Source organism: Burkholderia sp. BE17 (assembly GCF_009362305.1).
GTDB classification, from domain to species: Bacteria; Pseudomonadota; Gammaproteobacteria; order Burkholderiales; family Burkholderiaceae; genus Burkholderia; species Burkholderia pyrrocinia_C.
Window position 1 is genome coordinate 75,825 of record NZ_WHNU01000037.1, and the last position, 25,839, is coordinate 101,663.

18 protein-coding genes are annotated in these 25,839 nt (G+C 68.3%); 7 read left to right on the forward strand and 11 right to left on the reverse strand.

From position 1 onward, the window contains the following. Positions 1–71: 71 nt before the first annotated feature. The 5 genes from GD429_RS28445 to grpE form a co-directional block, all read right to left on the reverse strand. Positions 72–2,027 (reverse strand): chorismate-binding protein, encoded by a 1,956-nt coding sequence (locus tag GD429_RS28445; RefSeq protein WP_152861957.1) that lies wholly within the window; start codon positions 2,025–2,027, stop codon positions 72–74. Positions 2,028–2,031: 4 nt separating this feature from the next. Continuing rightward, a complete protein-coding gene (gene dnaJ, locus GD429_RS28450) occupies positions 2,032–3,168 on the reverse strand; it encodes a molecular chaperone DnaJ (protein ID WP_152861958.1) in 1,137 nt (378 codons plus the stop codon). Between the two features lie 266 nt (positions 3,169–3,434). After that, entirely contained in the window at positions 3,435–5,387 is a 1,953-nt protein-coding gene (dnaK, locus tag GD429_RS28455; protein WP_152861959.1) for a molecular chaperone DnaK, read from the reverse strand. 147 nt (positions 5,388–5,534) lie between these two features. After that, entirely contained in the window at positions 5,535–5,978 is a 444-nt protein-coding gene (locus tag GD429_RS28460; RefSeq protein ID WP_152861960.1) for a thioredoxin family protein, read from the reverse strand. Between the two features lie 10 nt (positions 5,979–5,988). Next, entirely contained in the window at positions 5,989–6,534 is a 546-nt protein-coding gene (gene grpE, locus GD429_RS28465; RefSeq protein ID WP_152861961.1) for a nucleotide exchange factor GrpE, read from the reverse strand. A 353-nt stretch (positions 6,535–6,887) separates the two neighbouring features. Here grpE and GD429_RS28470 point away from each other — a divergent pair, with 353 nt between their 5' ends. Next, positions 6,888–7,049: a hypothetical protein gene (locus tag GD429_RS28470; protein ID WP_006476841.1), complete on the forward strand. Its 162-nt coding sequence runs from the start codon at positions 6,888–6,890 to the stop codon at positions 7,047–7,049. Here the strand turns inward: GD429_RS28470 and GD429_RS28475 are convergent. The 3 genes from GD429_RS28475 to hrcA form a co-directional block, all read right to left on the reverse strand. Beyond that, the gene (locus tag GD429_RS28475; RefSeq protein WP_152861963.1) at positions 7,021–7,428 is read right to left on the reverse strand and encodes an RNA-binding S4 domain-containing protein; all 408 of its coding nucleotides are present in this window, start codon (positions 7,426–7,428) and stop codon (positions 7,021–7,023) included. The two genes, GD429_RS28470 and GD429_RS28475, sit on opposite strands and share 29 nt — an antisense overlap. 135 nt (positions 7,429–7,563) lie before the next feature. Further along, on the reverse strand, positions 7,564–8,628 hold the full coding sequence (hemH, locus tag GD429_RS28480) for a ferrochelatase (RefSeq protein ID WP_152861964.1): 1,065 nt from the start codon (positions 8,626–8,628) through the stop codon (positions 7,564–7,566). A 135-nt stretch (positions 8,629–8,763) separates the two neighbouring features. Beyond that, positions 8,764–9,786: a heat-inducible transcriptional repressor HrcA gene (hrcA, locus tag GD429_RS28485; RefSeq protein ID WP_011544637.1), complete on the reverse strand. Its 1,023-nt coding sequence runs from the start codon at positions 9,784–9,786 to the stop codon at positions 8,764–8,766. A gap of 131 nt (positions 9,787–9,917) precedes the next feature. Between hrcA and GD429_RS28490 the strand changes: the two genes are divergently transcribed. Together GD429_RS28490 and recN are read left to right on the forward strand one after the other, a co-directional pair. Beyond that, positions 9,918–10,823: an NAD kinase gene (locus tag GD429_RS28490; RefSeq protein WP_152861965.1), complete on the forward strand. Its 906-nt coding sequence runs from the start codon at positions 9,918–9,920 to the stop codon at positions 10,821–10,823. A gap of 19 nt (positions 10,824–10,842) precedes the next feature. Further along, positions 10,843–12,492 (forward strand): DNA repair protein RecN, encoded by a 1,650-nt coding sequence (gene recN / locus GD429_RS28495; RefSeq protein WP_152861966.1) that lies wholly within the window; start codon positions 10,843–10,845, stop codon positions 12,490–12,492. Between the two features lie 104 nt (positions 12,493–12,596). On the opposite strand, the gene glnE is transcribed toward recN, so the two are convergent. Then, a complete protein-coding gene (gene glnE, locus GD429_RS28500; RefSeq protein WP_152861968.1) occupies positions 12,597–15,398 on the reverse strand; it encodes a bifunctional [glutamate--ammonia ligase]-adenylyl-L-tyrosine phosphorylase/[glutamate--ammonia-ligase] adenylyltransferase in 2,802 nt (933 codons plus the stop codon). A gap of 230 nt (positions 15,399–15,628) precedes the next feature. Here glnE and GD429_RS28505 point away from each other — a divergent pair, with 230 nt between their 5' ends. The 4 genes from GD429_RS28505 to aroG all read left to right on the forward strand — a co-directional run bounded on the left by GD429_RS28505 (position 15,629) and on the right by aroG (position 23,779). Further along, the gene (locus tag GD429_RS28505; protein WP_152861970.1) at positions 15,629–19,828 is read left to right on the forward strand and encodes a YhdP family protein; all 4,200 of its coding nucleotides are present in this window, start codon (positions 15,629–15,631) and stop codon (positions 19,826–19,828) included. Positions 19,829–19,879: 51 nt separating this feature from the next. Next, complete coding sequence (locus tag GD429_RS28510) at positions 19,880–20,707, forward strand: carbon-nitrogen hydrolase family protein (protein ID WP_152861972.1); 828 nt, start codon at positions 19,880–19,882, stop codon at positions 20,705–20,707. 85 nt (positions 20,708–20,792) lie between these two features. Next, a complete protein-coding gene (gene tldD / locus GD429_RS28515) occupies positions 20,793–22,259 on the forward strand; it encodes a metalloprotease TldD (protein ID WP_152861974.1) in 1,467 nt (488 codons plus the stop codon). A 446-nt stretch (positions 22,260–22,705) separates the two neighbouring features. Further along, a complete protein-coding gene (aroG, locus tag GD429_RS28525; protein WP_034182785.1) occupies positions 22,706–23,779 on the forward strand; it encodes a 3-deoxy-7-phosphoheptulonate synthase AroG in 1,074 nt (357 codons plus the stop codon). 74 nt (positions 23,780–23,853) lie between these two features. Here the strand turns inward: aroG and hmpA are convergent, their stop codons facing one another. Together hmpA and GD429_RS28535 are read right to left on the reverse strand one after the other, a co-directional pair. Then, a complete protein-coding gene (hmpA, locus tag GD429_RS28530; RefSeq protein WP_152861977.1) occupies positions 23,854–25,062 on the reverse strand; it encodes an NO-inducible flavohemoprotein in 1,209 nt (402 codons plus the stop codon). Positions 25,063–25,149: 87 nt separating this feature from the next. Further along, on the reverse strand, positions 25,150–25,701 hold the full coding sequence (locus GD429_RS28535; RefSeq protein WP_152861979.1) for a cob(I)yrinic acid a,c-diamide adenosyltransferase: 552 nt from the start codon (positions 25,699–25,701) through the stop codon (positions 25,150–25,152). Positions 25,702–25,839 lie beyond the last annotated feature (138 nt).

A 25,839-nucleotide genomic window follows, 5' to 3' on the forward strand; every position in this document is an offset into this window, starting at 1 on the left:
TCGTTGGTACGCTGCATCGGTGAAAAGCTTCGCGGCACCGGCGCGAACGCGGTGCCCGTTCCATCGCTGCGTTACTTCAATACCGCGTCGAGCGCGCCGCGCAACGCATTGGTCAGCAGCAGCGCCTGCGCGCGCGCAAGATCGTCGCAAGTCACGACGCGCTCCGTCGCACCGAACGCGCGATCATCGAGCAGCACGCCGCGCATCACGCCCGGCAGCACGCCGCACGCCAGCGGCGGCGTCACCCACTGGCCGTCGAGCTTCACGAACAGGTTCGAGCGCCCGCCTTCCGTCACCTCGCCGCGCTCGTTGACGAACAGCATGTCGAAACCGCCGAGCGCCTCCGCCGCATGCCACGCGCGGTCGTATTCGGCGCGGCGCGTCGTCTTGTGCAGCAGCAGCGCATCGCTCGCGCGGGTCGGCGCGAAACCGTGCGCGGACGCCAGCAGCACGCCGACCGGCCCCGCCGGCAGCGGCTTGAGCGGTGCCGCGACGATCTCGACCGTGCCATCCTTAGCAAGCGAGAGCTTCATCCGGTAAGCGCCGTCGCCGTCGAGCGCCGCGCAGCGCGCGTCGATCTCGCGGCGCAACGCATCAACGTCGAAGCGGAAGCCGAACGCCTCCGCGCTGCGCTGCAACCGTGCGAGATGACGATCGAGATGCCGGATGCCGTCCGCACGCGTGGCGGCGGTCGTTTCGAACAACTGGAAGCCGGGATCGGCGTCCGTCAGGAATCGCGCTTTCAATTCGCACTCCGCATATTCGTCGGCAGCGACGCTGTCGAGCACGATGCCCGCGCCGACGCCCATCGTGCCGCGGCGCCGGCCGGCGGTTGCCGTTGCCGTTGCCGGATCGCGTGCTTCGGTATCGGCGACGGCCACGCCTTCGCCGGCAACACCTTCGCCGGCCGTGCCTTCGCCGGTAGCATCGAGCGTCAGCGTGCGGATCGCGACCGACAGGCAGAAATCGCCGCAACCGGCAGCGTGATTGCCGGGCGCATCGGAGCCGGCGCCTTCCTTCGGCGCGTCGAGCCAGCCGATCGCGCCCGTATAGAGCCCGCGCGGCGTCGACTCGATCGCGTCGATCAACTGCATCGTCATGTGCTTCGGCGCGCCGGTGATCGATCCGCACGGGAACAGCGCGCGCAGCATCTGCGCGAACGTCGTGCCGTCGCGCCAGCCTGCCTCGACCGTCGACGTCATCTGCCACACCGACGCATACGGTTCGACGGAGAACAGCGCCGGCACGCTGACCGTACCGGTGCGCGCGATCCGCGACACGTCGTTGCGCAGCAGGTCGACGATCATCACGTTTTCCGCACGGTTCTTCGGATCGCTCGCGAGGAACGCGGCGGCGGCCGCATCTTCGCGGGGATCGGCCGAACGCGGCGCGGTGCCCTTCATCGGCCGTGCGCGCAGCACGTCGCCGTGCTTCTCGACGAACAGTTCCGGCGAGCACGACACGATCCACGCGCCGCCGGGCAGCGCGATCAGCGCGCCATAACGCACGGGCTGGCGCGCGCGCAGCCGCCGGTACAGCGCAAGCGGCGTGCCGAAGACGTCGAAATTCAGCCGGTACGTGTAGTTGATCTGGTATGAATCGCCCGCGCGCAGCGCGTCGTGCACCGCGGCGATCGCCGCATCGAACGCGTCGCGCGACACGCTCTTCGCGACATGCGCGACGCCCGCGATCGACGGCGTGCCGCCGCCGTCCTGCTGCGCGAGCCACGTGTCGACTTCGTCGCGCGACAGGTGCTCGCAGCGCGCATACAGCAAAAAGCGCAGCGGGGCATTGCCCGGCTGCGCCCGTTGCAGGTTGCGTCCGAATTCGTAATCGCCGACGACCACCGCATGCAGCCCGTCGCGCAGGTCCTGCGCGACCGCCGCGTCGATTTCGTCGAGCCGCGCCGGATCCGTGCACACGCGTTCGCGCACGAAGCCGGAATACAAACGACTCGACCGCGCGGACGCGGTCGAGTCGCAATCGTCCAAGAGCGCGAACGACGCGCTCTCGTTGCCTTCAGTCATGCCATTACTCGAAGAAGCTCTTCACACGGTCGAACCAGCTCTTGCTCTGCGGACTGTGACGCGCGCCGCCCTCGGCCAGCGACTTCTCGAACTGCTTGAGCAGTTCGCGCTGGTGGTCGGTCAGCTTCACGGGCGTCTCGACCTGCACGTGCACGTACAGATCGCCCGCGATGCTCGAACGCAGCCCCTTGATGCCCTTGCTGCGCAGGCGGAACGTCTTGCCCGACTGCGTGCCTTCCGGCACCGGGAACGACGCACGGCCGGCCAGCGTCGGCACCTCGATCTCGCCGCCGAGCGCGGCGGTCGTGAACGGAATCGGCATCTGGCAGTGGAGATCGTCGCCGTCGCGCTCGAACACCGCGTGCGGCTTGATATGGATCTCGACATACAGGTCACCCGGCGGCCCGCCGTTGATGCCCGGCTCGCCGTTGCCGGCCGAGCGGATCCGCATCCCGTCGTCGATCCCGGCCGGGATCTTCACTTCGAGCGTCTTGGTTTCCTTCACCTTGCCCGAGCCGTGGCAGTGCACGCACGGTTCGGGGATGTAGGTGCCCGTGCCATGGCACTTCGGGCAGGTCTGCTGGATGCTGAAGAAACCCTGCGACATGCGCACCGTGCCCTGGCCGTGACAGGTCGGGCAGCTTTCCGGCTTCGTGCCGGGCTTCGCACCCGACCCGTGGCAGACCTCGCACGACACCCAGCTCGGCACGCGGATCTGCGTGTCGTAACCGTGCGCAGCCTGCTCGAGCGTGATTTCCATGCTGTAGCGCAGGTCGGCGCCGCGGTATACCTGCGGGCCGCCGCGGCCGCCGCGCGCGGCGCCGCCCGCGGCCTGGCCGAAGATGTCGCCGAAGATATCGCCGAATGCATCCGCGAAGCCGCCGAAGCCCTGTGCGCCCGCACCGCCCATGTTCGGATCGACGCCCGCGTGGCCGTACTGGTCGTACGCGGCCCGCTTCTGGCTGTCCGACAGCATTTCATAGGCTTCCTTCACCTCCTTGAAATGCTCTTCCGCATCCTTGTTGTCCGGATTGCGGTCAGGGTGATACTTCATCGCAAGCTTGCGATATGCCTTCTTGATTTCGTCGTCGCTCGCATTCTTCGCGACGCCCAGAACCTCGTAGTAATCCCGTTTCGCCATATCGATTCACTGTGCCGCCACGCATCGCGCACGCGGCGGCTCCTTTCGCCCGCAGTAAAGTCTCTCGACTCGTCTGGCGCTGCGCCCGTCCGCAGACGGCTCGCGCAGCACCCGCCAAAAAACAAATGTGCCCGGAGGGCCGCGAAGCCCGCCAGGCGTGGAGTCGATCCGGCCATCCGGAAGGAAAGACAGACCGCTTTTCAGCCGCTTGTCAGCCGCGCCGCGCGCGTTCGAGCGCGCGGCGTGCGGTGCCATTGCAACCCGGCTCAGTCCTTCTTCACTTCCTTGAACTCGGCGTCGACGACGTCGTCGGCAGCCTGCTGCGCACCGCCCGCGTGGGCCGCGCCTTCCGCTGCACCCGCCGCGCCGGCGGCACCCGCCTGCTGGGCCTGCATGTCGGCGTACATCTTCTCGCCGAGCTTCTGCGAAACCTTGCCGAGCTCCTCGACCTTCGCGTCGATCGCAGCCTTGTCGGCCGACGTGTCCTTCAGCGCTTCCTCGAGCGACTTCAGCGACGCTTCGATTGCTTCCTTCTCGCCCGCGTCCAGCTTGTCGCCGTACTCGGCGAGCGCCTTCTTCGTGCTGTGGACCAGCGCGTCGCCCTGGTTGCGCGAATCGGCCAGCTCGCGCAGCTTGTGGTCTTCCGCTGCGTTCGCTTCCGCGTCCTTGATCATCTGGTCGATTTCAGCCTCGGACAGACCCGAGTTGGCCTTGATCGTGATCCTGTTTTCCTTGCCGGTCGCCTTGTCCTTCGCGCCGACGTGCAGGATGCCGTTCGCGTCGATGTCGAAGCTCACTTCGATCTGCGGCACGCCGCGCGGTGCCGGCGGGATGCCTTCGAGGTTGAACTCGCCGAGCAGCTTGTTGCCGGCCGCCATTTCGCGTTCGCCCTGGAACACCTTGATCGTCACGGCGCCCTGGTTGTCGTCCGCCGTCGAATACACCTGCGCGTGCTTCGTCGGGATCGTCGTGTTCTTGCTGATCATCTTCGTCATCACGCCGCCGAGCGTCTCGATGCCGAGCGACAGCGGGGTCACGTCGAGCAGCAGCACGTCCTTGCGGTCGCCCGACAGGACCTGGCCCTGGATCGCCGCGCCGACCGCGACGGCTTCGTCCGGGTTCACGTCACGACGCGGATCCTTGCCGAAGAACTCCTTCACCTTCTCCAGGACCTTCGGCATGCGGGTCTGGCCGCCGACCAGGATCACGTCGTCGATGTCCGACACCTTGACGCCCGCGTCCTTGATCGCGATGCGGCACGGTTCGATCGTGCGCTCGACGAGGTCTTCCACCAGCGCTTCCAGCTTCGCGCGGGTGATCTTCAGGTTCAAGTGCTTCGGGCCCGACGCGTCCGCCGTGATGTACGGCAGGTTGATTTCGGTCTGCTGGCTCGACGACAGCTCGATCTTCGCCTTTTCGGCGGCTTCCTTCAGGCGTTGCAGCGCGAGCACGTCCTTCGACAGGTCGACGCCCTGCTCCTTCTTGAACTCGCCGATGATGTAATCGATGATGCGCTGGTCGAAATCTTCGCCGCCGAGGAACGTGTCGCCGTTGGTCGACAGCACTTCGAACTGCATTTCGCCGTCGACGTCCGCGATCTCGATGATCGACACGTCGAACGTGCCGCCGCCGAGGTCATACACGGCGATCTTCCGGTCGCCCTTCTCGGCCTTGTCGAGACCGAACGCGAGCGCGGCTGCCGTCGGCTCGTTGATGATCCGCTTGACTTCGAGGCCCGCGATGCGGCCGGCGTCCTTGGTCGCCTGGCGCTGGCTGTCGTTGAAGTACGCCGGCACCGTGATCACGGCTTCCGTGACCGGCTCGCCGAGGTAGTCTTCGGCCGTCTTCTTCATCTTGCGCAGCACTTCCGCCGAAACCTGCGGCGGCGCGAGCTTTTCGCCATGTGCCTCGACCCATGCGTCGCCGTTGTCGGCCTTGACGATGGCGTACGGCATCAGGCCGATGTCCTTCTGGACTTCCTTCTCTTCGAAGCGGCGGCCGATCAGGCGCTTCACCGCGAACAGCGTGTTCTTCGGGTTGGTCACCGACTGACGCTTGGCCGGCGCGCCGACGAGCACTTCGTTGTCGTCCATGTAGGCGATGATCGACGGCGTGGTGCGCGCGCCTTCCGAGTTCTCGATGACCTTGACCTGGTTGCCTTCCATGATGGCAACGCACGAGTTCGTGGTGCCGAGGTCAATACCGATGATCTTTCCCATTTTTCCTAATCTCCAGAAATGCCTGTTTGCTGCGCGAAACCCCGCCTTTTTTGGCGGTTTCGCGCGCCAGAATTCAACTCTGTTCCCGAAATGCGTCCGTCCGGCCCGTTTTCAAGACCCGACAAGCGATGCGGATATTAAATTTTTTCAATCGCCGCCGGCTACCGGATCGCCGGCCGCCGGATCGCCGGCCGCCGGTTCTCGGCTCGCTGCCGCCGCGATCTTCGCGCGCGCCGCCGAAACGGCCGCCTGGAACTGCGCGAGGCCATGCCAGCCCGTCGCGCGGCCGAGACGCTTGCCGCGGTGGAAGAAGAACCACGTCGGCACGCCATGCAGCCCGAAGCGGCGCCCGAGCTGATGGTGTTCGTACACGTTGCAATGGAACCACTTCAGGTCCAGCGCGCGAATCGCGTCGGGCTGCGCGAGCATCGCCTTCTTCGCGATCTCGCAGTTGAAGCAGTCGACGCCCCAGAAGAACACCACCGCGAGCGCATCGCCCGCACCTTCGATCCCAGCATCGAACGTGTCGGCGGCCAGCGCCTGCATGTCGAACGCGACGAACGCGGCCGGATCGACGCCGGCGGGAACCATCGGGGCTGCCTTACTTCGGCTGCGCGACGGTGACGAGCGCCGGACGCAGCACGCGGTCGGCGATCGTGTAGCCCTTTTGCAGCACCGCGACGACGGTGTTCGGTTCCTGCTCGGCCGGCACCATCGAAATCGCCTGGTGCTGGTGCGGATCGAACTTCTCGCCGACCGGGTTGATCGCGACGACGCGGCCCTTCTCGAGCGCGCTCGTCAGCTGGCGCAGCGTCAGTTCGACGCCTTCGCGCACCTTCGCGATGTCGCCGGACGTATCGCTGACAGCCGCTTCCAGGCTGTCCAGCACCGGCAGCAGGTTTTCCGCGAAGCTCTCGATCGCGAACTTGTGCGCCTTCGAGACGTCATCCTGCGCGCGGCGGCGCACGTTCTCGGTCTCGGCCTTCGCCCGCAGGAAGCTCTCCTGCAGCTCGGCGACCTTGGCTTGAGCCTCCGCGAGCGCCGCGTCGGCTGCTTCGGCGGCGGGAGCGGCGCCTTGCGCCGCCTGCTTCTCGCTGCCGATGTCTTCGGCCGATCGGGTAGCCGGGTTCTCTTGCGTATTTTCCATGTCGCTGAAAGTCGATTAGAGGTTGAAGCCAAATCGGCAACCGCCCGGCCGTATACCCGGCGGCACCGCACATTGCTGGTGCAAATAAGGACGAAAACTGCGATTTCAAGAGGGTTATTCGCCGGCATTCTCCAATGCCGCGAAACAACCGCGCGTCTCGCCGGTGCATGCCCGCAGAGTTCGCCAGACCGGGAGAAACGGGCTGTAACAACGCTTACCAGGCAAGTACTAGCTGCGCACAGCGCGGCTGCACTACACTCCACTCAAGCGTCGAAAAAGCGTGTTTACCCTAGCTGACCGTCGCCTTACATCCACCTGGCGCCGTTTTCACCCGTCTTCTCGAGGGGAGTACCGTGAAACTGACCTTTGCGATATCGGTGGTCGCGCTGGTACTCATTGCCGGCACCACCACCATCTGCCTGTCGGGAGCCGTCACCGACCGCACGACCGAATACGGAAGCGCGCGGGCGACATTCGACCAGATGTTCAGCTCCCACCAGAAAATCTGTCGATGATGCGCCGGTCGCGCTTCGTCGGCCGGCCGTGCAGCTCGGCCGCCGGCTCGCGATACGTGCGCCGCCGCTCCAGTTCGGCGAGCCGCGCGGCCCGCCCCGCTTCCGTTTCCGCGTAAAGCGTCTGCGCGACGCTCGCGGGTCCGCGCACGTCGCATATGCCCAGCACGGCAATGTGCCAGACGATGCCGTCGATCGCAATCTCGACCTCGTCGCCGACGCGCACCTCCTTCGCCGGCTTGATCGCCGCACCGCCGATCTTCACGTGCCCTTTGTCGACCGCGTCGGTCGCGAGCGAGCGCGTCTTGAAGAACCGGGCCGCCCACAGCCATTTGTCGATGCGCAGCTTCGCGCCCGGTTCCGTGGAAATCTTGTAGTTCATGTAAGCCTCCGCCGGGCCGCCCCAAGGAGGCTGACCGCCCCCTCGGGGGGCAGCCAACAAAGTGAGCGTGGGGGTCGTTTCGTATCAGCCTCCGCGGGGCGCAGCGAATGAAGTGAGCGCGGGAGTCGCTCCATGTCAGCTCACCGTTTCGGGTTGCGCGGCCCTGACGGGCCAGCCCTGCAGGTTCTCGGCGACGATCTCGCCGATCGCGCCGAGCCACGCGGGCGCGCCGTTCAGGCACGGAATGCGGTGGAATGCCTTGCCGCCGCCGGCGAGGAATTCGTCGCGCACTTCCATGCCGATCTCCTCGATCGTTTCCAGGCAATCGGCCGTGAAGCCGGGGCAGAACACGTCGGCCCGCCGCACGCCGGCCTCGCCGAACCCGCGCAGCGTCGGCGCCGTGTAAGGCTGCAGCCATTCGGCCTTGCCGAAGCGCGACTGGAAGGTGACGCGGCATTCGGTCGTCGACAGTCCAAGCGCAGCCATCAGCAACGCGCCCGTCTGCTGGCACTGGTCGTGATAGGGGTCGCCGAGGTCGAGCGTGCGCTTCGGCACGCCGTGAAAGCTCAGCACGAGCTTGTCGCCGGCCGCGAAGTCGGGCCGGCCGTGCTGCGCCCAGTACTGGCGCACCTGCTCGGCGAGCGCGTGGATATAGGCCGGATGGTCGGCGTAGTGCCGAACCGTGCGCACCTCCGGCTGGTTGCGCATGCGCGCGAGCGCGCCGAATGCGGCATCGAATGCGGTGGCCGTGGTCGACGCCGAATATTGCGGATACATCGGCATCAGCAGCACGCGCTCGACGCCCGAGCGCTTGAACTGCGCGAGCGCGTGCGCAATGTTCGGGCTGCCGTAGCGCATCGCGTAGTCGACCAGCACGTGATAGCCGTTCGACACGAGCAGGTGCCGCACGCCGTCGGTCTGGCGCTCGGTGTGCACGCGCAGCGGCGAGCCCTCGGGCATCCAGACGGCCGCGTATTTCTTCGCGGACGCGCGGCCGCGCAGCGGCAGGATCAGCGTGCGCAGCAGCACCTGCCAGACGGCCTGCGGGATTTCGACGACCCGCGGATCCGACAGGAATTCGGCCAGATAGCGCCGCACCGCGCGCGGCGTGGGGGCGTCGGGCGTGCCGAGATTGATCAGCAGCACGCCGATGCGATGGGCTGCCGCGGTGCTCGAAGGCGGCTCAAGATCGAAACGCATGGGCAAGTACGTGCTCGGGGCACGGGACCGGACGGCTCTCAATTATAGCGGGCCGCCCCGCGCCGTTCGGCCGACTGTCGGCGCAGGCGGCGCCGCGGCACGATGACGGGGCGGGATCGGGTTGGCGATTGCAGGTTATTGCTGGCTCAGCGTGAGCGACAGCAGGCGCGCGGTGATGTCGACGATCGGTATCACGCGGTTGTACGCCATGCGGGTCGGGCCGATCACGCCGAGCGTGCCGACGATCTGCCCGTTCACCTCGTAAGGCGCGGTGACGACGCTCATTTCCTCGATCGGCACGAGCGTCGATTCGCCGCCGATGAAGATCTGCACGCCCTGGGCGTGGCTCGACACGTCGAGCAGTTGCAGGAGGCCCGTCTTTTGGTCGAACACGTCGAACAGCTTGCGCAGCCGCGCCATGTCGGAGGAAAGGTCCGCCACCTCGAGCAGGTTGCGCTCGCCCGAAATCAGCACGGTGTCCTCGGTGTCGGGCACCTCGGTGCTGGCCGTCACGGCCGCATGCATCAGCGTGGTCATGTCGCCGCGCAACTGGTCGATCTCGTCGCGCAGGCGGCGGCGCACCTCGTCGAACGACAGGCCGGCGAAATGCGCGTTGATGTAATTGGACGCCTCGGTCAGTTGCGACGGCGAGTAGTCGCGCGGCGTCGCGAGCATCCGGTTCTGCACGTCGCCCTCGGGCGTGACGATGATCAGCAGGATGCGCTTGTCCGACAGGCGCATGAACTCGATCTGCTTGAACACGTGGCTGCGGCGCGGCGTCAGCACGACGCCCGCGAACTGCGACAGGTTCGACAGCACGCTCGCGGCGGCCGCGACCACCCGCTGCTGCGGCTCGCCGGCCTGCAGCGTGTTCTGTACCTGCCGCGCGACGGCCTCGGCGTCGATCGGCGCCTCGACCGTCAGCATCGTGTCGACGAACAGCCGGTAGCCGCGCGGCGTCGGCACGCGGCCGGCCGAGGTGTGCGGGCTCGACACGAGGCCGAGCTCCTCCAGGTCGGACATCACGTTGCGGATCGTCGCCGGGCTCAGCTCGAGCCCGGAATAACGGGACAACGTGCGCGATCCGACTGGCTGACCGTCGGCGATATACCGTTCGATCAGGGTTTTCAGGAGGGTTCGTGCGCGAGGATCTAGCATGGTGGAAAATTTTAGCGCAACCGCGCGACCGCGGCGAGTGGCGTCGGCCAACGTTGCGCGGGCCGGCCCGATCCGGCCCCGTCGTCGCGCAGCCGGTTCTTTTCGTCAACGAGCTATGGTGTAATGCCGGCATGAAAACCGGTAATCAGTTCAATACTGTCGCGCTCGTCGGCCGGAGCAACACGCCCGGCATCGCCGAGCCGCTCGCCACACTGGCCGCCAGCCTGGCGAAGCTTGGCTTCGAGGCCGTCTTCGAAGGCGATACCGCGCGCGAGTTCGGCATCACCGGCTATCCGGCGCTCACCCCGGCCGAAATCGGGGCGCGCGCGGACGTGGCGGTCGTGCTGGGCGGCGACGGCACGATGCTCGGCATCGGCCGCCAGCTTGCGCCGTACCGGACACCGCTGATCGGGATCAACCACGGGCGGCTCGGCTTCATCACGGACATCGCGGCGGCCGACATGCACGCGCTCGTCCCCGTGATGCTGGCGGGCAAGTTCGAGCGCGAGGAGCGCTCGCTGCTCGAGGCCAGGATCATGCGCGACGGCGAACCGATCTACCACGCGCTCGCATTCAACGACGTCGTCGTGAACCGCAGCGGCTTCTCCGGGATGGTCGAGCTGCGCGCGTCGGTCGACGGCCGGTACATGTACAACCAGCGTTCGGACGGCCTGATCGTCGCCACGCCGACGGGCTCGACCGCGTATGCGCTGTCGTCGGCCGGCCCGATCCTCCATCCGCAGCTTCAGGGCATCGTGCTCGTGCCGATCGCGCCGCACGCGCTGTCGAACCGGCCGATCGTGCTGCCTGACGATTCCAAGATCGCGATCCAGATCGTCGGCGGGCGCGACGTCAACGTGAACTTCGACATGCAGTCGTTCACCTCGCTCGAACTGAACGACACGATCGAGGTGCGCCGCTCGAAGCACACGGTGCCGTTCCTGCACCCGATCGGCTACAGCTACTACGCGACGCTGCGCAAGAAGCTGCACTGGAACGAACACGCGTCGAACGAAGACGACGACACGGCGTCCTGACGCCCCACCGCCCGACACCATGCTCCGCCACCTCTCGATCCGCGACTTCGTCATCGTGGCCGCGCTCGATCTCGAATTCGACAGCGGCTTTTCCGTCTTTTCCGGCGAAACCGGCGCCGGGAAATCGATCCTGATCGACGCCCTCGCCCTCGCGCTCGGCGAACGTGCCGACGCGAGCGTCGTGCGCACCGGCTGCGGCCGCGCCGACATCACGGCCGAATTCACGCCGCACGACCGCGTCGCGCGCTGGCTCGACGAACACGCGTTCGACGCCGAGGACACCGTGATGCTGCGCCGCGTGATCGACGCGAACGGCCGTTCGCGCGCGTTCATCAACGGCACCAGCGCGACGCTCGCGCAACTGCGCGAACTCGGCGAGATGCTCGTCGACATCCACGGCCAGCACGCGCACCAGTTGCTGATGCGGCCCGATGCGCAGCGCGAGCTGTTCGACACGCACGCGGGGCTCGTCGCCGATGCCGCGAACGTCGCGCGCGCGTGGCGCGTCTGGCGCGACGCGACGCAGGCGATCGACGCCGCGAAGGCGCACGAGCGCGAGCTGCAGCTCGAACGCGAAAAGCTCGCGTGGCAGCTCGCCGAGCTCGACAAGCTCGCGCCGCAAGCCGGCGAATGGGACGAAGTCAGCAACGAGCACAAGCGCCTGTCGCATTCGGCGAACCTGATCGAAGGCGTGCGCGGCGCGCTCAACGCGCTGTCCGAATCCGACGACGCGATGCTCGCGCAGCTCGGTGCGATCGTGTCGAAGCTGCGCAGCCTCGCCGACTACGACACCGCGCTCGGCGATGCACTCGCGTCGCTCGAACCGGCCGAGATCCAGTTGCAGGAAGCCGTCTATTCGCTGTCGCACTATGCGCAGCGCGTCGATCTCGATCCCGAGCGGCTCGCGCAGGTCGAAACCCGTCTCGATGCGCTGCACTCGACCGCCCGCAAGTTCCGGCTGCCGCCCGGCACGCTGCACGAAGAACACGCGGCACGCCGCGCGCAGCTCGCCGCGCTCGATGCGGCCGCCGATCTCGGCGCGCTCGAGGCGGTGCAGGCCAAGGCGCGGGAAGCGTATCTGGCCGACGCGAAACACCTGTCGAAGGCGCGCGCGCAGGCGGCCAAGACGCTGGGCACGGCCGTCACGGCCGGCATGCAGGAACTGTCGATGGCGGGCGGAAGTTTCGAAGTCGCGCTCGTGCCGCTCGCCGACGGCGGCCCGCACGGGCTCGAGCAGGTCGAGTTCCGGGTCGCCGGGCACCCCGGCGTGCCGCTGCGGCCGCTCGGGAAAGTCGCGTCGGGCGGCGAGCTCGCGCGGATCAGCCTCGCGCTCGCCGTGATCGCGAGCGCGGCAAGCCCGACGCCGACGCTGATCTTCGACGAAGTCGATACGGGGATCGGCGGCGGCGTCGCCGAAGTGGTCGGCCGCCTGCTGCACCAGCTCGGGCGCGACCGTCAGGTGCTGTGCGTGACGCACCTGCCGCAGGTCGCCGCGCGCGGCGACCACCACTTCCAGGTCGCGAAAGGCGCCGACGACCGCGGCGGCACGGTGTCGACGGTCGTCGCACTCGACCGGGCCAACCGGATCGAGGAAGTCGCGCGGATGCTCGGCGGCCTCGAGATCACGGCGACGACGCGCAAGCACGCGAAGGAAATGCTGGCGGCCTGACGCGGCCGTCAGACTGTCCCGCCCACGCCGAACGGGCTCGCACCGTTCGGCTTTCAGCGCGGAGCGCCTGCGGATGAAGCGCCCGCAACCCGCCCTGCCCTCGTTCAAACGTTCGTTTCAACCGCCCCGAACACACGCGTCCACAGCGCGGTCACGGCCGCCCGCTCGTCGGCCACCTCGGCCGGATCGACGCGCGCCTTCTCCATCCCGTCGAGCCGCAGCTTGTGCTGCAGCTTCCGGTACTTGCGGTAGGCCGCGCCGACGCGTTCGGCCTCGTCCTCGCCCATCAGCCCGAAGCGCGCGACCTCGCGCAGCAGCGCGATGTTGCCCGTGTTGCGGATCAGTTCGGCGTCGCTCGATGCGTGCAGCAGCACCCAGTACTGGACGATGAACTCGATGTCGACCATCCCGCCGCGATCATGCTTCAGGTCGAACAGCTCGGTCTGGTTCGGATGGCCGGCAAACACCTTGCCGCGCATGTCGACGATCTCCTTCGCGAGCACGCCGCCGTCGCGCGGCGTCGTCAGCACCTGCTGGCGGATCGCCTCGAAGTCCGCGCCGATCTGCGCGTCGCCCGCGCTGTAGCGGGCGCGCGTCAGCGCCTGGTGCTCCCACACCCACGCGGTGTTCGCGGCGTCGCCCTCGCGCAGCTGGTAGCGGCGGAACGCGTCGAGATCGGTGACGAGCAGCCCGGCCTCGCCGTTCGGCCGCAGCCGCAGGTCGATGTCGAACAGCGCGCCCGCGCCGGTCGCCGTCGTGAGCCACGTGATGAGCCGCCGCGTGAAGGTCGTGTAGACGTCCGCCGAACGCTCGTCGGGGTCGTCGTACAGGAAGATCAGGTCGAGATCCGATGCGTAGCCGAGCTCCTTGCCGCCGAGCTTGCCGTACGCGATCATCGCGAATTTCGGCACGTCGCGATGGCGCTTCGCGAGCTGCGACCAGACGACTTCGATCGTCACGTCGAGCACCGCGTCGGCCAGCTCGGACAGCCGGTCGCTCACATGCTCGACCGACAGTTGCCCGGCGAGATCGATCAGCAGGATCCGGAACACCTCGGCGTGCTGCGCGTGCCGCAGCAGGTCCATCTGTTGCTCGGGGCCGTCGGCTGCCGCGAGGCGCGCACGCAGCGCATCCTTGAACGCGGGCCAGTCGAACGGGCTCGCGATCGCCTCGTCGTCGAGCAGTTCGTCGAGCAGTTGCGGGTGGCGGATCAGGTAACCGCCGCCCCAGCGCGTCGCGCCGAGCACCGACAGCACGCGGTCGAGCGCGGCCGGATATTCGGTCAGCAGCGCGAGATAGACGCCGCGCCGGCTGACCGTCTCGAGCAGGTCGAACAGGCGCACGATCGTGTCGTCGCGGCGCGCGGCGTCGATCCGCGGCGCGGCCTCGAGCGCCCGCTGCGCGACGCGGTCGAAGCGGTGCCGGCTCTTTTCCGGCAGGCCGGTGTAGCGCGACGATTGCCAGATCGCGCGCAGCCGCGCGAGCACCGCCGCCGGATCGGCGAAGCCGAGGCCGTCGAGGCGGGCCGCGAGCGCGTCGTCCTCGCCGTCGTCGGCGAGCGCGCCGCTCCAGATCCACGCGGCGGCCGTCTCTTCGCCCGCGCCGCAGGGCGCACCGTTCACCTTGTCGGCGAAGATCTGGTCGAACTGCGCCTCGACGAAGTTCCGGTACTCGTCCAGCACCGTCATCAGCGCCGCATAGTCGGCAAAGCCGAGCGACGCGGCCAGCGCCGCGCGTTCGTCGGGCTCGACCGGCATCGCGTGCGTCTGCGCGTCGTTGCGGTATTGCAGCCGGTGCTCGAGCGTACGCAGGAAGTTGTAAGCGTTGGTCAGGCGGGCGCGCACGTCCTCGCCGATCAGCCCGCGCACCTGCGCATGGCGCAGCACCGCGAGCGTCGGCCGCACGCGGAACTCCGCGTCCTGGCCGCCGCGGATCAACTGGAACACCTGCGCGCTGAACTCGATCTCGCGGATCCCGCCGCGGCCGAGCTTGATATCGTCGGCCTTGTCGGGCCGCATCGACGCGCGGCGCGCGGCTTCCTGCCGGATCTGCTGGTGCAGCGAACGGATCGCGCCGATCACGCCGAAGTCGAGATAGCGGCGATACACGAACGGCTTGACGATCGACTCGAGCTGCGACTCCAGCCGCCGCGCCGCGTCGCTGTCGCCTTCCGACACGAGCCGCCCCTTGATCCACGCATAGCGCTCCCACTCGCGCCCCTGCACGTAGAAATATTCCTCGAGCATCCCGAGGCTGCACACGAGCGGCCCCGAATCGCCGTTCGGGCGCAACCGCATGTCGACGCGAAACACATAGCCGTCGGCCGTGACCTCGGACAGCACGCCGATCAGGCGCCGGCCGAGCCGCGTGAAGTATTCCTGCGTGGACAGCGGCGCGCGCGCGCCGCCGGTCGTCTCGCCGTCGTCCTCGTATACGAAGATCAGGTCGATGTCCGACGACACGTTCAGCTCGCGGCCGCCGAGCTTGCCCATCCCGACCACGCCGAGCACGACGCGCTGGCCGTCGGCGCCGCGCGGCTCGCCGTACTGCGCCTCGAGTTCGGCCGACAGCAGCGCGAGCGAGCGCTGCACGGCCACTTCGGCGAGATCGGTCATCGCGCCCGTCACCTCGGCGACGTCCGCCAGCCCGCGCAGGTCGCGCTCCGCGACCGCGCCGAACGCCTCGGCGCGCAGTTGCCGCAGCGCACGCTTCAGTTGCTCCTCGGACGGCGCGGCCGCGCCGTCCGGCATCGCGAGCAGTTCGGTGAGGCGCGCATCGAGCTGCGCGCGGGCGAGCGGCGCGGCGGCCCACGCGGCGACCTGCTCGGCCAGCGCGGGCCGCGCGGCGGCCGCGCGCGCGATATAACGGGAATAGGACGTGCTGATCAGGGCGGAAGCGTCGGTCATCGAGAAGCGGGCCTGGCGGTAAGGCCGGCCGGCGCGGGCATACGCGTGTGCGCCCCGCTGCCGGCCGGCACCATGGACTCGGCGCGGCATCGCGGGACGCGCGTGCGTCCGCCGCGAAACCGCGCGCCGGAAAGCCCGTGCCGTGCTGCCGCAACGGCCGCCGGCACGAACCCATGTGATACATTTCAACGTCAATCTGCAAAACTACCATATCGCCGCCCGTCCGCCGCATGTCCGACCGTCAGGAATCCGCCGTAGCTGCGCCCGAAGCGGGACCTCCGAAGCACGATCATCCGGTCCTGCGTCGCGTGTTCAAGGTGACGCTGGCAGTCGGGATCGGCACTTACTTCGTTGCGGCCGGCGCGTTCCTCGGGCTGCGCTACGTGCTGCTGCCCCGCATCGACGAATTCCGCCCGCGCATCGAGCGCGTCGTGTCCGACAAGCTCCACGCGCAGCTTTCGATCGGCAAGCTTTCCCCGAACTGGTCCGGCATGCAGCCGGGCGTCGAACTCACGAACCTGACGATCCGCGGCCGTGACGGCAAGGTCGCGCTGTCGGTGCCGCACGCGACGGCCGCGCTGTCGTGGATGTCGCTGTTGCGGCTGTCGCCCGCGCTGTCGAGCCTGATCGTCGACCAGCCCGACCTCGTCGTCGCGCGTGCGGCCGACGGCTCGCTGAGCGTCGCGGGCGTCGGCGTGGCGACCACCCACGGCGGCAACGACACGTTCGGCACGTGGCTGCTGAAGCAGGAAGCGATCGTGCTGCGCGGCGGCGTGCTGCGCTGGCGCGACGCACAGCACGCCGCGCCGGAACTCGTGCTGTCGGGCATCCGGATCGCGGTGCTCAACGACGGCCGCGTGCACCGGGCCGCGCTGCAGGCGCCCGCGAACGGCACGCTGCTGCTCGGCCCGCTCGATTTCCGCGCGCGCTTCACGCACAAGGCGCTCGCGCCGGTCGGCAAGCCGTCGAACTGGACCGGCGACGCGTACCTGTCGACCGGCCCGGTCGACCTGCAGACGCTCGCCCGCTACCTCGACATACCGCTCACGATCCATGCGGGCCGAATCGACAACGCGATCTGGGCAACCTTCCGCGACGGCCGGCTGCGCTCGGCGGGCGGCGACCTGCAGGGCGCCGACGTCACGCTGCGCGTGCGGCCGACGCAGCCGCGGCTCGACGTGCCGGCGGTCGGCTTCGGCTGGGACATGGCGATGGACACGGGGCACGACTACACGCTGCACCTGTCGCGCTTCCACGCGGAACTCGGCCAGCCGCCGCTGCCGGACGGCACGCCGCTCGCCCGCTCGCTCGCGCTGTCGACGCTGACGGCCCGCTACCGCGTGCCGACGGCCAGCCAGGGGCAACTGATCAGCGTCGTCGGCGACCGCGTCGATCTCGGCATCCTCAGCGAGTTCATCCGCGGGCTGCCGCTGCCGGCGCGCCTGCGCAACGAGTTGATCAAGCTCGACCCGCGCGGGATGGTGTCGAACTATCACATCGAGGTCGAGCGCGCGAAACCCGCGCGGGCCGAGCTCGCCGACGAGGAGCGGCGCACCGGCGCCGCGCCGATCGTCCGCTACCGCTTCCTCGGCGACCTGCAGGGCATCAGCTTCGCCGCGCAGGAGCCGCCGCCCGGCCTGTCGCCGCGCGGCCACCCGCGTGCCGGCTGGCCGGGCGTCGAGAACCTGTGGGGCCGCGTCGATGCGAACGAGACGGGCGGCGCCGCGCATTTCGACACGGTCAACGCGGCCGTCACGGTGCCCGGCGAATTCGACGAACCGCGCCTGACGTTCGACCGGCTGCGCGGCAACGCCAAATGGGTGATCACGCCCGCGCCCGGCGACAAGCACGCACGCGTCGACGTGACGTTGCCCGATCTGCTCGTCTCGAACCCCGATGCGGAAATCGCGGTGTCGGGCTCGTACACGAACCCCGGCCACGGCCGCGGCTCGCTCGACCTGCGCGCCGATTTCAATCGCGCGTCGGTGGCGCGCATTCCGCGCTACCTGCCGACCGGGATGTCCGAGCACCTGCGCGACTATCTCGGCCACGCGCTGCAGGACGGCAAGGTGACCAAGGGCGCGTCGATCGTCGCCCGCGGCCCGCTCGAGAAATTCCCGTTCGAACACGAGCCGGACGCCGGCGTGTTCCACATCGTCGCGCCGTTCACCGGCGGCCGCTTCGAGCCGACGCCGTACCCGCCGCGCAAGCTCGCGAACGGCACGCCGAGCGTCTGGCCGGCGCTCGACGGGATCGACGGCGTGTTCGAGCTCGCACAGAACAAGCTGCGCTTCGACATCGACCGCGCGCACTACAAACGCGTCGCGATGACGAAGGTCGCGGGCCGCATCGACGATCTCGGCCGCCCGGCCGATTCGCCGCTCGTGATCGAAGGTCATGCGAACGGCCCGCTCGCCGACCTGCTCGATTACGCGGACAACAGCTCGCTCGGCGCGATGAGCGGCCACCTGGCGCAGCGGATCGACGCGCAGGGCCCCGCGGCGCTGTCGCTCAAGCTGACGATTCCGCAGCGCATCGCGCACAAGCACACGGCCATCGAAGGCGCGCTCGCGTTCGGCGGCAACACGCTGTCGACCCGCGGCGTGCCGCCGTTGTCCGCGCTGCGCGGCAGCGTCCGGTTCACCGAGGCCGGCGCGTCGCTGCACGACCTGTCGGGGCGCTTCCTCGGCGGCCCGGTGCGCGCGAACGGCAGCTTCCAGTCGCACGGCCCGTACGCGGTGGACGTCGACGGCAAGCTCGCGCTCGACGCCGCGCGCGGCCTGAACTTGCACGGCGCGGCCGCGGCGCTGCTCGAGCACGTGGTCGGCGACGCGCCGTACAAGGTCGCGGTGCGCGGCGCGCCGGGCCGCCTGCCCGACGTCACCGCGCGCTCCGACCTGACGGGCGTCGCGCTGAACTTCCCGGCGCCGTTCGCGAAGGCGGCCGGCACGCCGATGCCGTTCAGCTTCACGCTGCAGCCGGCGCCGCAGGCGGACGGCAAGCGCCTCGAGCACGCCGACCTGACGCTCGGCCCCGTGACGGCGACCTACCTGCTCGACGCGACGCGCGGCCGGCCGCTGCGCGCGGTGCGCGGCGCGATGGGCATCCACCGGATGCCCGACATACCGCAGGAAGGCGTGAGCGCGGCCGTCGACGTCGACGAACTCGATGCCGACGCGTGGCTTGCGCTCGCCCGCACGCTGAAGCCCGACACGCCGCGTGCGCCGGAGCCGCAGGCACCGTCGCGCGTCGATCTCGCGAGTTTCGCGCCGAAGCGCTTCGCGCTCCACTTCGGCACGCTGAAGCTGCTCAAGCGCAACTGGGAAAACGTGATCGTCGGCGCGTCGCACGTCGACGAGCTGTGGCAGGCGAACATCGCGTCGAACCAGGTGTCGGGCTACCTGTCGTGGGCGCCGGGCGGCGGCCACAATGGCGCGGGCGTACTGAACGCGCGGCTCGCGAAGCTCGTGATTCCGGACAGCGCGCAGCACGACCTCGTCGGCCGCGCGATGAACCTGCCGACGCCGACCGATCGCCCGATACCGTCGATCGACCTGATCGTCGACCAGGTCGTCGCGCGCGACCACGACATCGGCCGCCTCGTCGTCAACGCGCGCAACATCGACGAAGACGGCACGCCCGTGTGGCAGCTCGACAAGCTGGAGCTGTCGAACCCGGCCGCGAAACTGACGGCCACCGGCAACTGGCGCACGTCGCGCCGCGCGCTCGCCCGCGGCGCCGACGAAAACGATGCGCCGCGCCGCACCGTGTTCGACTTCAAGCTCGACATCGACAACGCGGGCGCGCTGCTCGACCGCGTCGGCCTGCCGCGCACGCTCGCGGACGGACACGGCACGGTAACGGGCAAGGTCGGCTGGCGCGGCGGCCCGACCGCGGTCGACTTCCCGTCGCTCGGCGGCCAGGTCGCAGTCGACCTCGAACACGGGCAGATCCTGAAGGTCGATCCGGGCGCCGCGAAGCTGCTCGGCGTGCTGAGCCTGCAAAGCCTCGCGCGCTTCCTGACGCTGAATTTCCGCGACGTGGTCGGCAAGGGGCTGCCGTTCGACAAGATCACGGGCACCGGCCGAATCTCGAACGGCATCGCGCGCACCGACGACTTCTCGATGACGACGGCGCCCGCGAACGTGACGGTGCGCGGCGCGGTCGACCTCGGCACCGAGACGCAGGACCTGCACGCGCACGTCGCACCGAAGATCGGTGCCGGCACCGCGGCGATCGCGGCCGCGATCATCAATCCGCTGCTCGGCGTCGGCGTGCTGGCCGCGAACTACGCGCTGTCGGAAACGCTGTCGCACGCGTTCGCGCTCGACTACGCGATCACGGGCTCGTGGGCGCACCCGCACATCGAGCGGGTGCGGGGCGATCAGGGTAAGATGAATCACGGTCCGGCCGATGCGACGAGCCACTGAGTTCCGCGCGCTGCCGGGCCGCACCCCATTTATGACGCAACCGATCCCGCGATGACCGACCACACCCGTTCCGCCACGCCCTTTCGGGTCGCCGCGCTGCAGATGGTGAGCACGCCGGACGTCACGCGCAATCTCGCCGAAGCCCGCCGCCTGATCGCGGAAGCGGTCGGCGAAGGCGCGCAGCTCGTGCTGCTGCCCGAGTATTTCTGCTTCATGGGCCACCGCGATACCGACAAGCTCGCACTCGCCGAACCCTACCAGGACGGCCCGATCCAGCGCTTCCTCGCGGACGCCGCGCGCCGCCACGGCATCTGGGTGATCGGCGGCACACTGCCGCTGAAGGCGCCGGAACCCGATCGCGTGCTGAACACGACGCTCGTGTTCGATCCGTCCGGCAACGAGGCCGCGCGCTACGACAAGATCCACCTGTTCAACTTCGAGAAAGGCGACGAGTCGTTCGACGAGGCGCGCACGATCCGCGCGGGCGATACGGTCGTCACGTTCGACGCGCCGTTCGGGCGGGTCGGCCTGTCGGTCTGTTACGATCTGCGCTTTCCCGAGCTGTATCGCAGGATGGGCGACTGCGCGCTGATCGTCGTGCCGTCGGCGTTTACGTATACGACGGGCCGCGCGCACTGGGAAACGCTGCTGCGCGCGCGGGCCGTCGAGAACCAGTGCTACGTGCTCGCGGCCGCACAGGGCGGCAAGCACGAGAACGGCCGGCGCACCTGGGGCCACAGCATGCTGATCGACCCGTGGGGCGAGATCGTCGCGGTCCGCGACGTCGGCGCGAGCGTCGTGCTCGGCGCAATCGATCCGCAGCGCATCGCCGACGTGCGCCAGAGCCTGCCCGCATGGCGGCACCGCGTGCTGACCTGAATCCGCCGCACCGCTTGAAACGCCGCGCGGCCAACCCATCTGCCCAGAAGCACCCGACAACTTTTTGAGAAACCCCGATATCCGCATGAACATCATCGAACCCGGCATCCGCAACCTCGCGCTGGCGAAGGACATCCTGCTCACGCCGTACGGCCTCGACGAAAGCCTGCTCACGCGCACGATCGCCGACATCTTCACGCATCGCGTCGACTATGCGGACCTGTACTTCCAGGCGACCCGCAGCGAAGCGTGGAGCCTCGAGGAAGGCATCGTCAAGTCGGGCAGCTTCAGCATCGACCAGGGTGTCGGCGTGCGCGCGGTCGCGGGTGACCGCACCGCATTCGCGTATTCGGACGACCTGTCGCCCGAAGCGATCGCACAGGCGGCCGCGGCCACCAAGGCGATCGCGGCGGCCGGCGGCGGCCGGCAGAAGATCAAGGCGGCGACGTCGCTGAAGGGCATCTCGGGCCGCGACCTGTACCTGCCGTCCGATCCGCTCGCGTCGCTCGACGCGACGGCCAAGGTCAAGCTGCTCGAGCGCATCGAGCAGATGGCACGCGGCCGCGACCCGCGCATCACGCAGGTGATGGCCGGCCTCGCGGGCGAATACGACGTCGTGCTCGTCGCGCGCAGCGACGGCGCGCTCGCGGCCGACATCCGCCCGCTCGTGCGCGTGTCGGTCACGGTGATCGCCGAACAGAACGGCCGCCGCGAGATCGGCTCCGGCGGCGGCGGCGGCCGCTTCGACTACGGCTACTTCACCGATGACGTCCTGTCGCGCTACGTCGACGACGCCGTGCACGCGGCACTCGTCAACCTCGACGCACGCCCCGCGCCGGCCGGCGCGATGACGGTCGTGCTCGGGCCGGGCTGGCCGGGCGTGCTGCTGCACGAGGCAATCGGCCACGGCCTCGAGGGCGACTTCAACCGCAAGGGCTCGTCGGCATTCGCGGGCCGGATCGGCGAGCGGGTCGCCGCGAAGGGCGTGACCGTCGTCGACGACGGCACGCTGCCGAACCGCCGCGGGTCGCTGAATATCGACGACGAAGGCAACCCGACGCAATGCACGACGCTGATCGAGGACGGCATCCTGAAAGGCTACATCCAGGACACGCTGAACGCGCGCCTGATGAAGATGCCGATCACGGGCAACGCGCGGCGCGAGTCGTACGCGGCGCTGCCGATGCCGCGCATGACGAACACGTACATGCTGAACGGCGACAAGGATCCGCAGGAAATCATCGCGTCGGTGAAGAACGGCCTGTACGCGGTGAACTTCGGCGGCGGCCAGGTCGACATCACGAACGGCAAGTTCGTGTTCTCGGCGTCCGAGGCGTACATGATCGAAAACGGCAAGATCACGTACCCGGTGAAGGGCGCGACGCTGATCGGCAGCGGCCCCGAATCGCTGAAGTACGTAAGCATGATCGGCAACGACATGTCGCTCGACACGGGGGTCGGCGTGTGCGGCAAGGAAGGCCAGAGCGTGCCGGTCGGCGTCGGCCAACCGACCCTGCGGATCGACAAGATGACGGTTGGCGGTACGGCATAACCGCATCGCGGCGCAGACAATCCGCGCATTTTGAAGAAAACGCGCGGATTGTCCGCATTTTCAACCTCTCCCGGTTGCCAGCCGCTCGGCGACGGGGTATAAATTCCGAATCAACTTTTTTTGACGAGCCGAATCTCCGTCATGTCCGCCAAGTTTTATTTTTACTTTTTTTGGTATCTCAGACCGCTGGCGGATCGAGAGGGTTGATGGCGCGTAAAGCGCAACCGAAATTCCCGAAAAAACCGCCGGCGAACCCGGCGGTTTTTTTTCGCCCTTCGCCAGCCGGTCGCCGCCGCAGCGGTCCCGCGGCCCCGACCGAAACCACTGAATCGCTTGAATTGATGAATCTGCCGCACACGCACTGACCGAACGGCGCCCTCAACCGCTTTGCATGGGACCGGAGTAACCGCTAAAGCGCTAACTTCGGTCGACATAGGAGAAACAGCATGCCCCCGCACAATACCGACGACGTCCGCATTCGCGAACTCAAGGAACTGACGCCGCCCGCCCACCTGATCCGCGAATTCGCGTGCTCCGAAGCCGCGTCCGAGCTGATCTACAACTCGCGCCAGTCGATGCACCGCATCCTGCACGGGATGGACGACCGGCTGATCGTCGTGATCGGGCCGTGCTCGATCCACGATACGAAGGCGGCGATCGAATACGCGGGCCGGCTCGTGAAGGAGCGCGAGCGCTTCAAGGGCGAACTGGAGATCGTGATGCGCGTGTATTTCGAGAAGCCGCGCACGACGGTCGGCTGGAAGGGGCTCATCAACGATCCGCACCTCGACAACAGCTTCAAGATCAACGAAGGGCTGCGCACCGCGCGCGAGCTGCTGCTGCAGATCAACGAGATGGGGCTGCCGGCTGCGACCGAATACCTCGACATGATCAGCCCGCAGTACATCGCCGACCTGATCTCGTGGGGCGCGATCGGCGCGCGCACGACCGAGTCGCAGGTGCACCGCGAGCTCGCGTCGGGGCTGTCGTGCCCGGTCGGCTTCAAGAACGGCACCGACGGCAACGTGAAGATCGCGGTCGACGCGATCAAGGCCGCATCGCAACCCCACCATTTCCTGTCGGTGACGAAGGGCGGCCACTCGGCGATCGTGTCGACGGCCGGCAACGAGGATTGCCACGTGATCCTGCGCGGCGGCAAGACGCCGAACTACGACGCGGACAGCGTGAACGCCGCCTGCGCGGACATCGGCAAGGCCGGCCTCGCCGCGCGCCTGATGATCGACGCGAGCCATGCGAACAGCTCGAAGAAGCATGAGAACCAGATCCCGGTGTGCGCGGACATCGGCCGCCAGATCGCGGCGGGCGACGAGCGGATCGTCGGCGTGATGATCGAGTCGCATCTCGTCGAAGGCCGTCAGGACCTGAAGGAAGGCTGCCCGCTGACCTACGGCCAGAGCATCACCGATGCGTGCATCGCGTGGGACGACAGCGTGAAGGTGCTCGAAGGCCTCGCGGAGTCGGTCAAGGCGCGGCGCGTGGCGCGCGGCAGCGGCAACTGATCACTGGCATCGCAACGAAAATGCCCGGCTCGCGCCGGGCATTTTCTATTGGCCGGAGACCACCCGTCAGCGCATCATTCGAGCGCGCCCGAGCCGAAGATTTCGGTATTGATGCGCTCCGGCGCGACGCCGAGCGCGACCAGCGCATCGCGTTGCGCCTTCATGAACGCGATCGGGCCGCAGATGTAGTAGTCGGCGTCCGGCACCAGCGCGTATTGCTTCACGCGTTCCGGCGTGAGCCGCCCTTCGAGGTCGTGGTCGAGCCCTGCGCGATCGTCCGGGCCGACCAGTTCGTACAGCACCGTGCGCTTGACGTTCGCGTGCTCACGCGCCGCATCGTTCAGCCAGTCGCGGAACGCGTGCACCGCGCCTGAACGGCATGCATGGATGAAGCGCACCTCGCGCTTGCTGCCTTCCGACGCCAGCGTCGACGCCATCGACACCATCGGCGTCAGGCCGACGCCGCCGGAGATCAGCACGACCGGCGTATCGACGCCGCGCTTCAGCGAGAATTCGCCCATCGGCGCGGTCACTTCGACGATCGCGCCCTCCTCCACGCCGTCGTGCATCAGCGTCGACACCTTGCCGGCCGGGATCGCCTCGGCTTGGCCCGACTCGCGCTTCACCGAGATACGCAGCCACTTGCCGTGCGGCGCGTCGGACAGGCTGTACTGGCGCGGCTGGTCGACGCCGAGATCGCCGACGAAGCGCTTCACCGTGACGTACTGGCCCGGCTCGAAGGTCGGCGCCGTGCCGCCGTCGGCCGGGCTCAGGTAGAACGACGTGATCTCGTCGCTCTCGCGCACCTTGCGCGCCACCTTGAACGGACGGAAGCCGCTCCACGCTGCGCCCGCGTACAGGTCGGCCTCGGCGCCGATCAGGATCTGCGCGAGCTGGCCGTACGCGACGCGCCAGGCTTCGAGCGTGTCGGCATCGACCGCGTCGCCGAGCACTTCGACGATCGACGCGAGCAGGTTCTCGCCGACGATCGGGTAATGCTCGGGGCGGATGTTCAGGCTCGCGTGCTTGTGCGCGATGTGCGACACCGCGCCGCCGAGTGCGCCGAGATTGTCGATGTTCGCCGCATACGCATAAACCGCCTTCGCGAGCGTTTCCGGCTGGCTACCGGTCTTCTGGTGCGTCTGGTTGAACAGGTTTTTCAGTTCCGGATGACGCGCGAACATGCGCTGGTAGAAATGCTTCGTGATCGTCGCGCCGTGCACGGCGAGGACGGGGGCAGTGGCCTTCACGCGAGCCATCTGGTCAGCGGTGATCTGGGTCATGTTCGGTTCTCCGTTAAACATGCTCATACAATACATGTTTAAAAACCTGCCTCACCCGGACAAATTGTCGCAGTGCGCAACGGCGCGCTAGCGGACGCGCCCGCGCTCCCACAGCACGTCCGTCCCGCCGTCGGCACGATTCAGCACGCGCGCCAGCACGAACAGCAGGTCGGACAGCCGGTTCACGTATCGCCGCGGCGCATCGTTGAGCGTTTCGTCGCGGCCGAGCGCGACGATCGAGCGCTCCGTGCGGCGGCATACCGTCCGGCACACATGCGCGAGCGACGCCGCGCGCGAGCCGGCCGGCAGGATGAATTCCTTCAGCGGCGGCAGCGTCGCGTTGTAGTCGGCCAGCCATTGATCGAGGCGCGCGAGATGCGTGTCGTCGAGCACCGCATGGCCGGGAATGCACAACTCGCCGCCGAGATCGAACAGGTCGTGCTGGATCGTGACGAGCGCCGTGCGCACGCCGTCCGGCAGCGTCTCGGCGAGCAGCACGCCGAGGTTCGAGTTCAGTTCGTCGACGTCGCCGATCGCCGCGATCCGCGCGTCGTCCTTGCCGATGCGTCGCCCGTCGCCGAGGCCGGTGGTGCCGTCGTCGCCCGTGCGCGTCGCGATCTTGCTCAAGCGGTGTCCCATGCGAGTGTCCTCTCGTGCGCGGCCGCGATGCGGCCCGGTTGGGTTGGAACACGATTATCGCAGCCCGCGGCGGGGCTCGCCGCGGACGTTACGGCGTAGAATGGACCGAAAGTTTGACAAGCAGTCAGGAGACATTCG

What these genes read in the sequence shown, in the direction of transcription:
- GD429_RS28445 (WP_152861957.1), bottom strand. Translation starts at nt 2,027, where the DNA reads ATGACTGAAGGCAACGAGAGCGCGTCGTTCGCGCTCTTGGACGATTGC.
- dnaJ (WP_152861958.1), bottom strand. Translation starts at nt 3,168, where the DNA reads ATGGCGAAACGGGATTACTACGAGGTTCTGGGCGTCGCGAAGAATGCG.
- dnaK (WP_152861959.1), bottom strand. Translation starts at nt 5,387, where the DNA reads ATGGGAAAGATCATCGGTATTGACCTCGGCACCACGAACTCGTGCGTT.
- GD429_RS28460 (WP_152861960.1), bottom strand. Translation starts at nt 5,978, where the DNA reads ATGGTTCCCGCCGGCGTCGATCCGGCCGCGTTCGTCGCGTTCGACATG.
- grpE (WP_152861961.1), bottom strand. Translation starts at nt 6,534, where the DNA reads ATGGAAAATACGCAAGAGAACCCGGCTACCCGATCGGCCGAAGACATC.
- GD429_RS28475 (WP_152861963.1), bottom strand. Translation starts at nt 7,428, where the DNA reads ATGAACTACAAGATTTCCACGGAACCGGGCGCGAAGCTGCGCATCGAC.
- hemH (WP_152861964.1), bottom strand. Translation starts at nt 8,628, where the DNA reads ATGCGTTTCGATCTTGAGCCGCCTTCGAGCACCGCGGCAGCCCATCGC.
- hrcA (WP_011544637.1), bottom strand. Translation starts at nt 9,786, where the DNA reads ATGCTAGATCCTCGCGCACGAACCCTCCTGAAAACCCTGATCGAACGG.
- GD429_RS28490 (WP_152861965.1), top strand. Translation starts at nt 9,918, where the DNA reads ATGAAAACCGGTAATCAGTTCAATACTGTCGCGCTCGTCGGCCGGAGC.
- recN (WP_152861966.1), top strand. Translation starts at nt 10,843, where the DNA reads ATGCTCCGCCACCTCTCGATCCGCGACTTCGTCATCGTGGCCGCGCTC.
- glnE (WP_152861968.1), bottom strand. Translation starts at nt 15,398, where the DNA reads ATGACCGACGCTTCCGCCCTGATCAGCACGTCCTATTCCCGTTATATC.
- GD429_RS28505 (WP_152861970.1), top strand. Translation starts at nt 15,629, where the DNA reads ATGTCCGACCGTCAGGAATCCGCCGTAGCTGCGCCCGAAGCGGGACCT.
- GD429_RS28510 (WP_152861972.1), top strand. Translation starts at nt 19,880, where the DNA reads ATGACCGACCACACCCGTTCCGCCACGCCCTTTCGGGTCGCCGCGCTG.
- tldD (WP_152861974.1), top strand. Translation starts at nt 20,793, where the DNA reads ATGAACATCATCGAACCCGGCATCCGCAACCTCGCGCTGGCGAAGGAC.
- aroG (WP_034182785.1), top strand. Translation starts at nt 22,706, where the DNA reads ATGCCCCCGCACAATACCGACGACGTCCGCATTCGCGAACTCAAGGAA.
- hmpA (WP_152861977.1), bottom strand. Translation starts at nt 25,062, where the DNA reads ATGACCCAGATCACCGCTGACCAGATGGCTCGCGTGAAGGCCACTGCC.
- GD429_RS28535 (WP_152861979.1), bottom strand. Translation starts at nt 25,701, where the DNA reads ATGGGACACCGCTTGAGCAAGATCGCGACGCGCACGGGCGACGACGGC.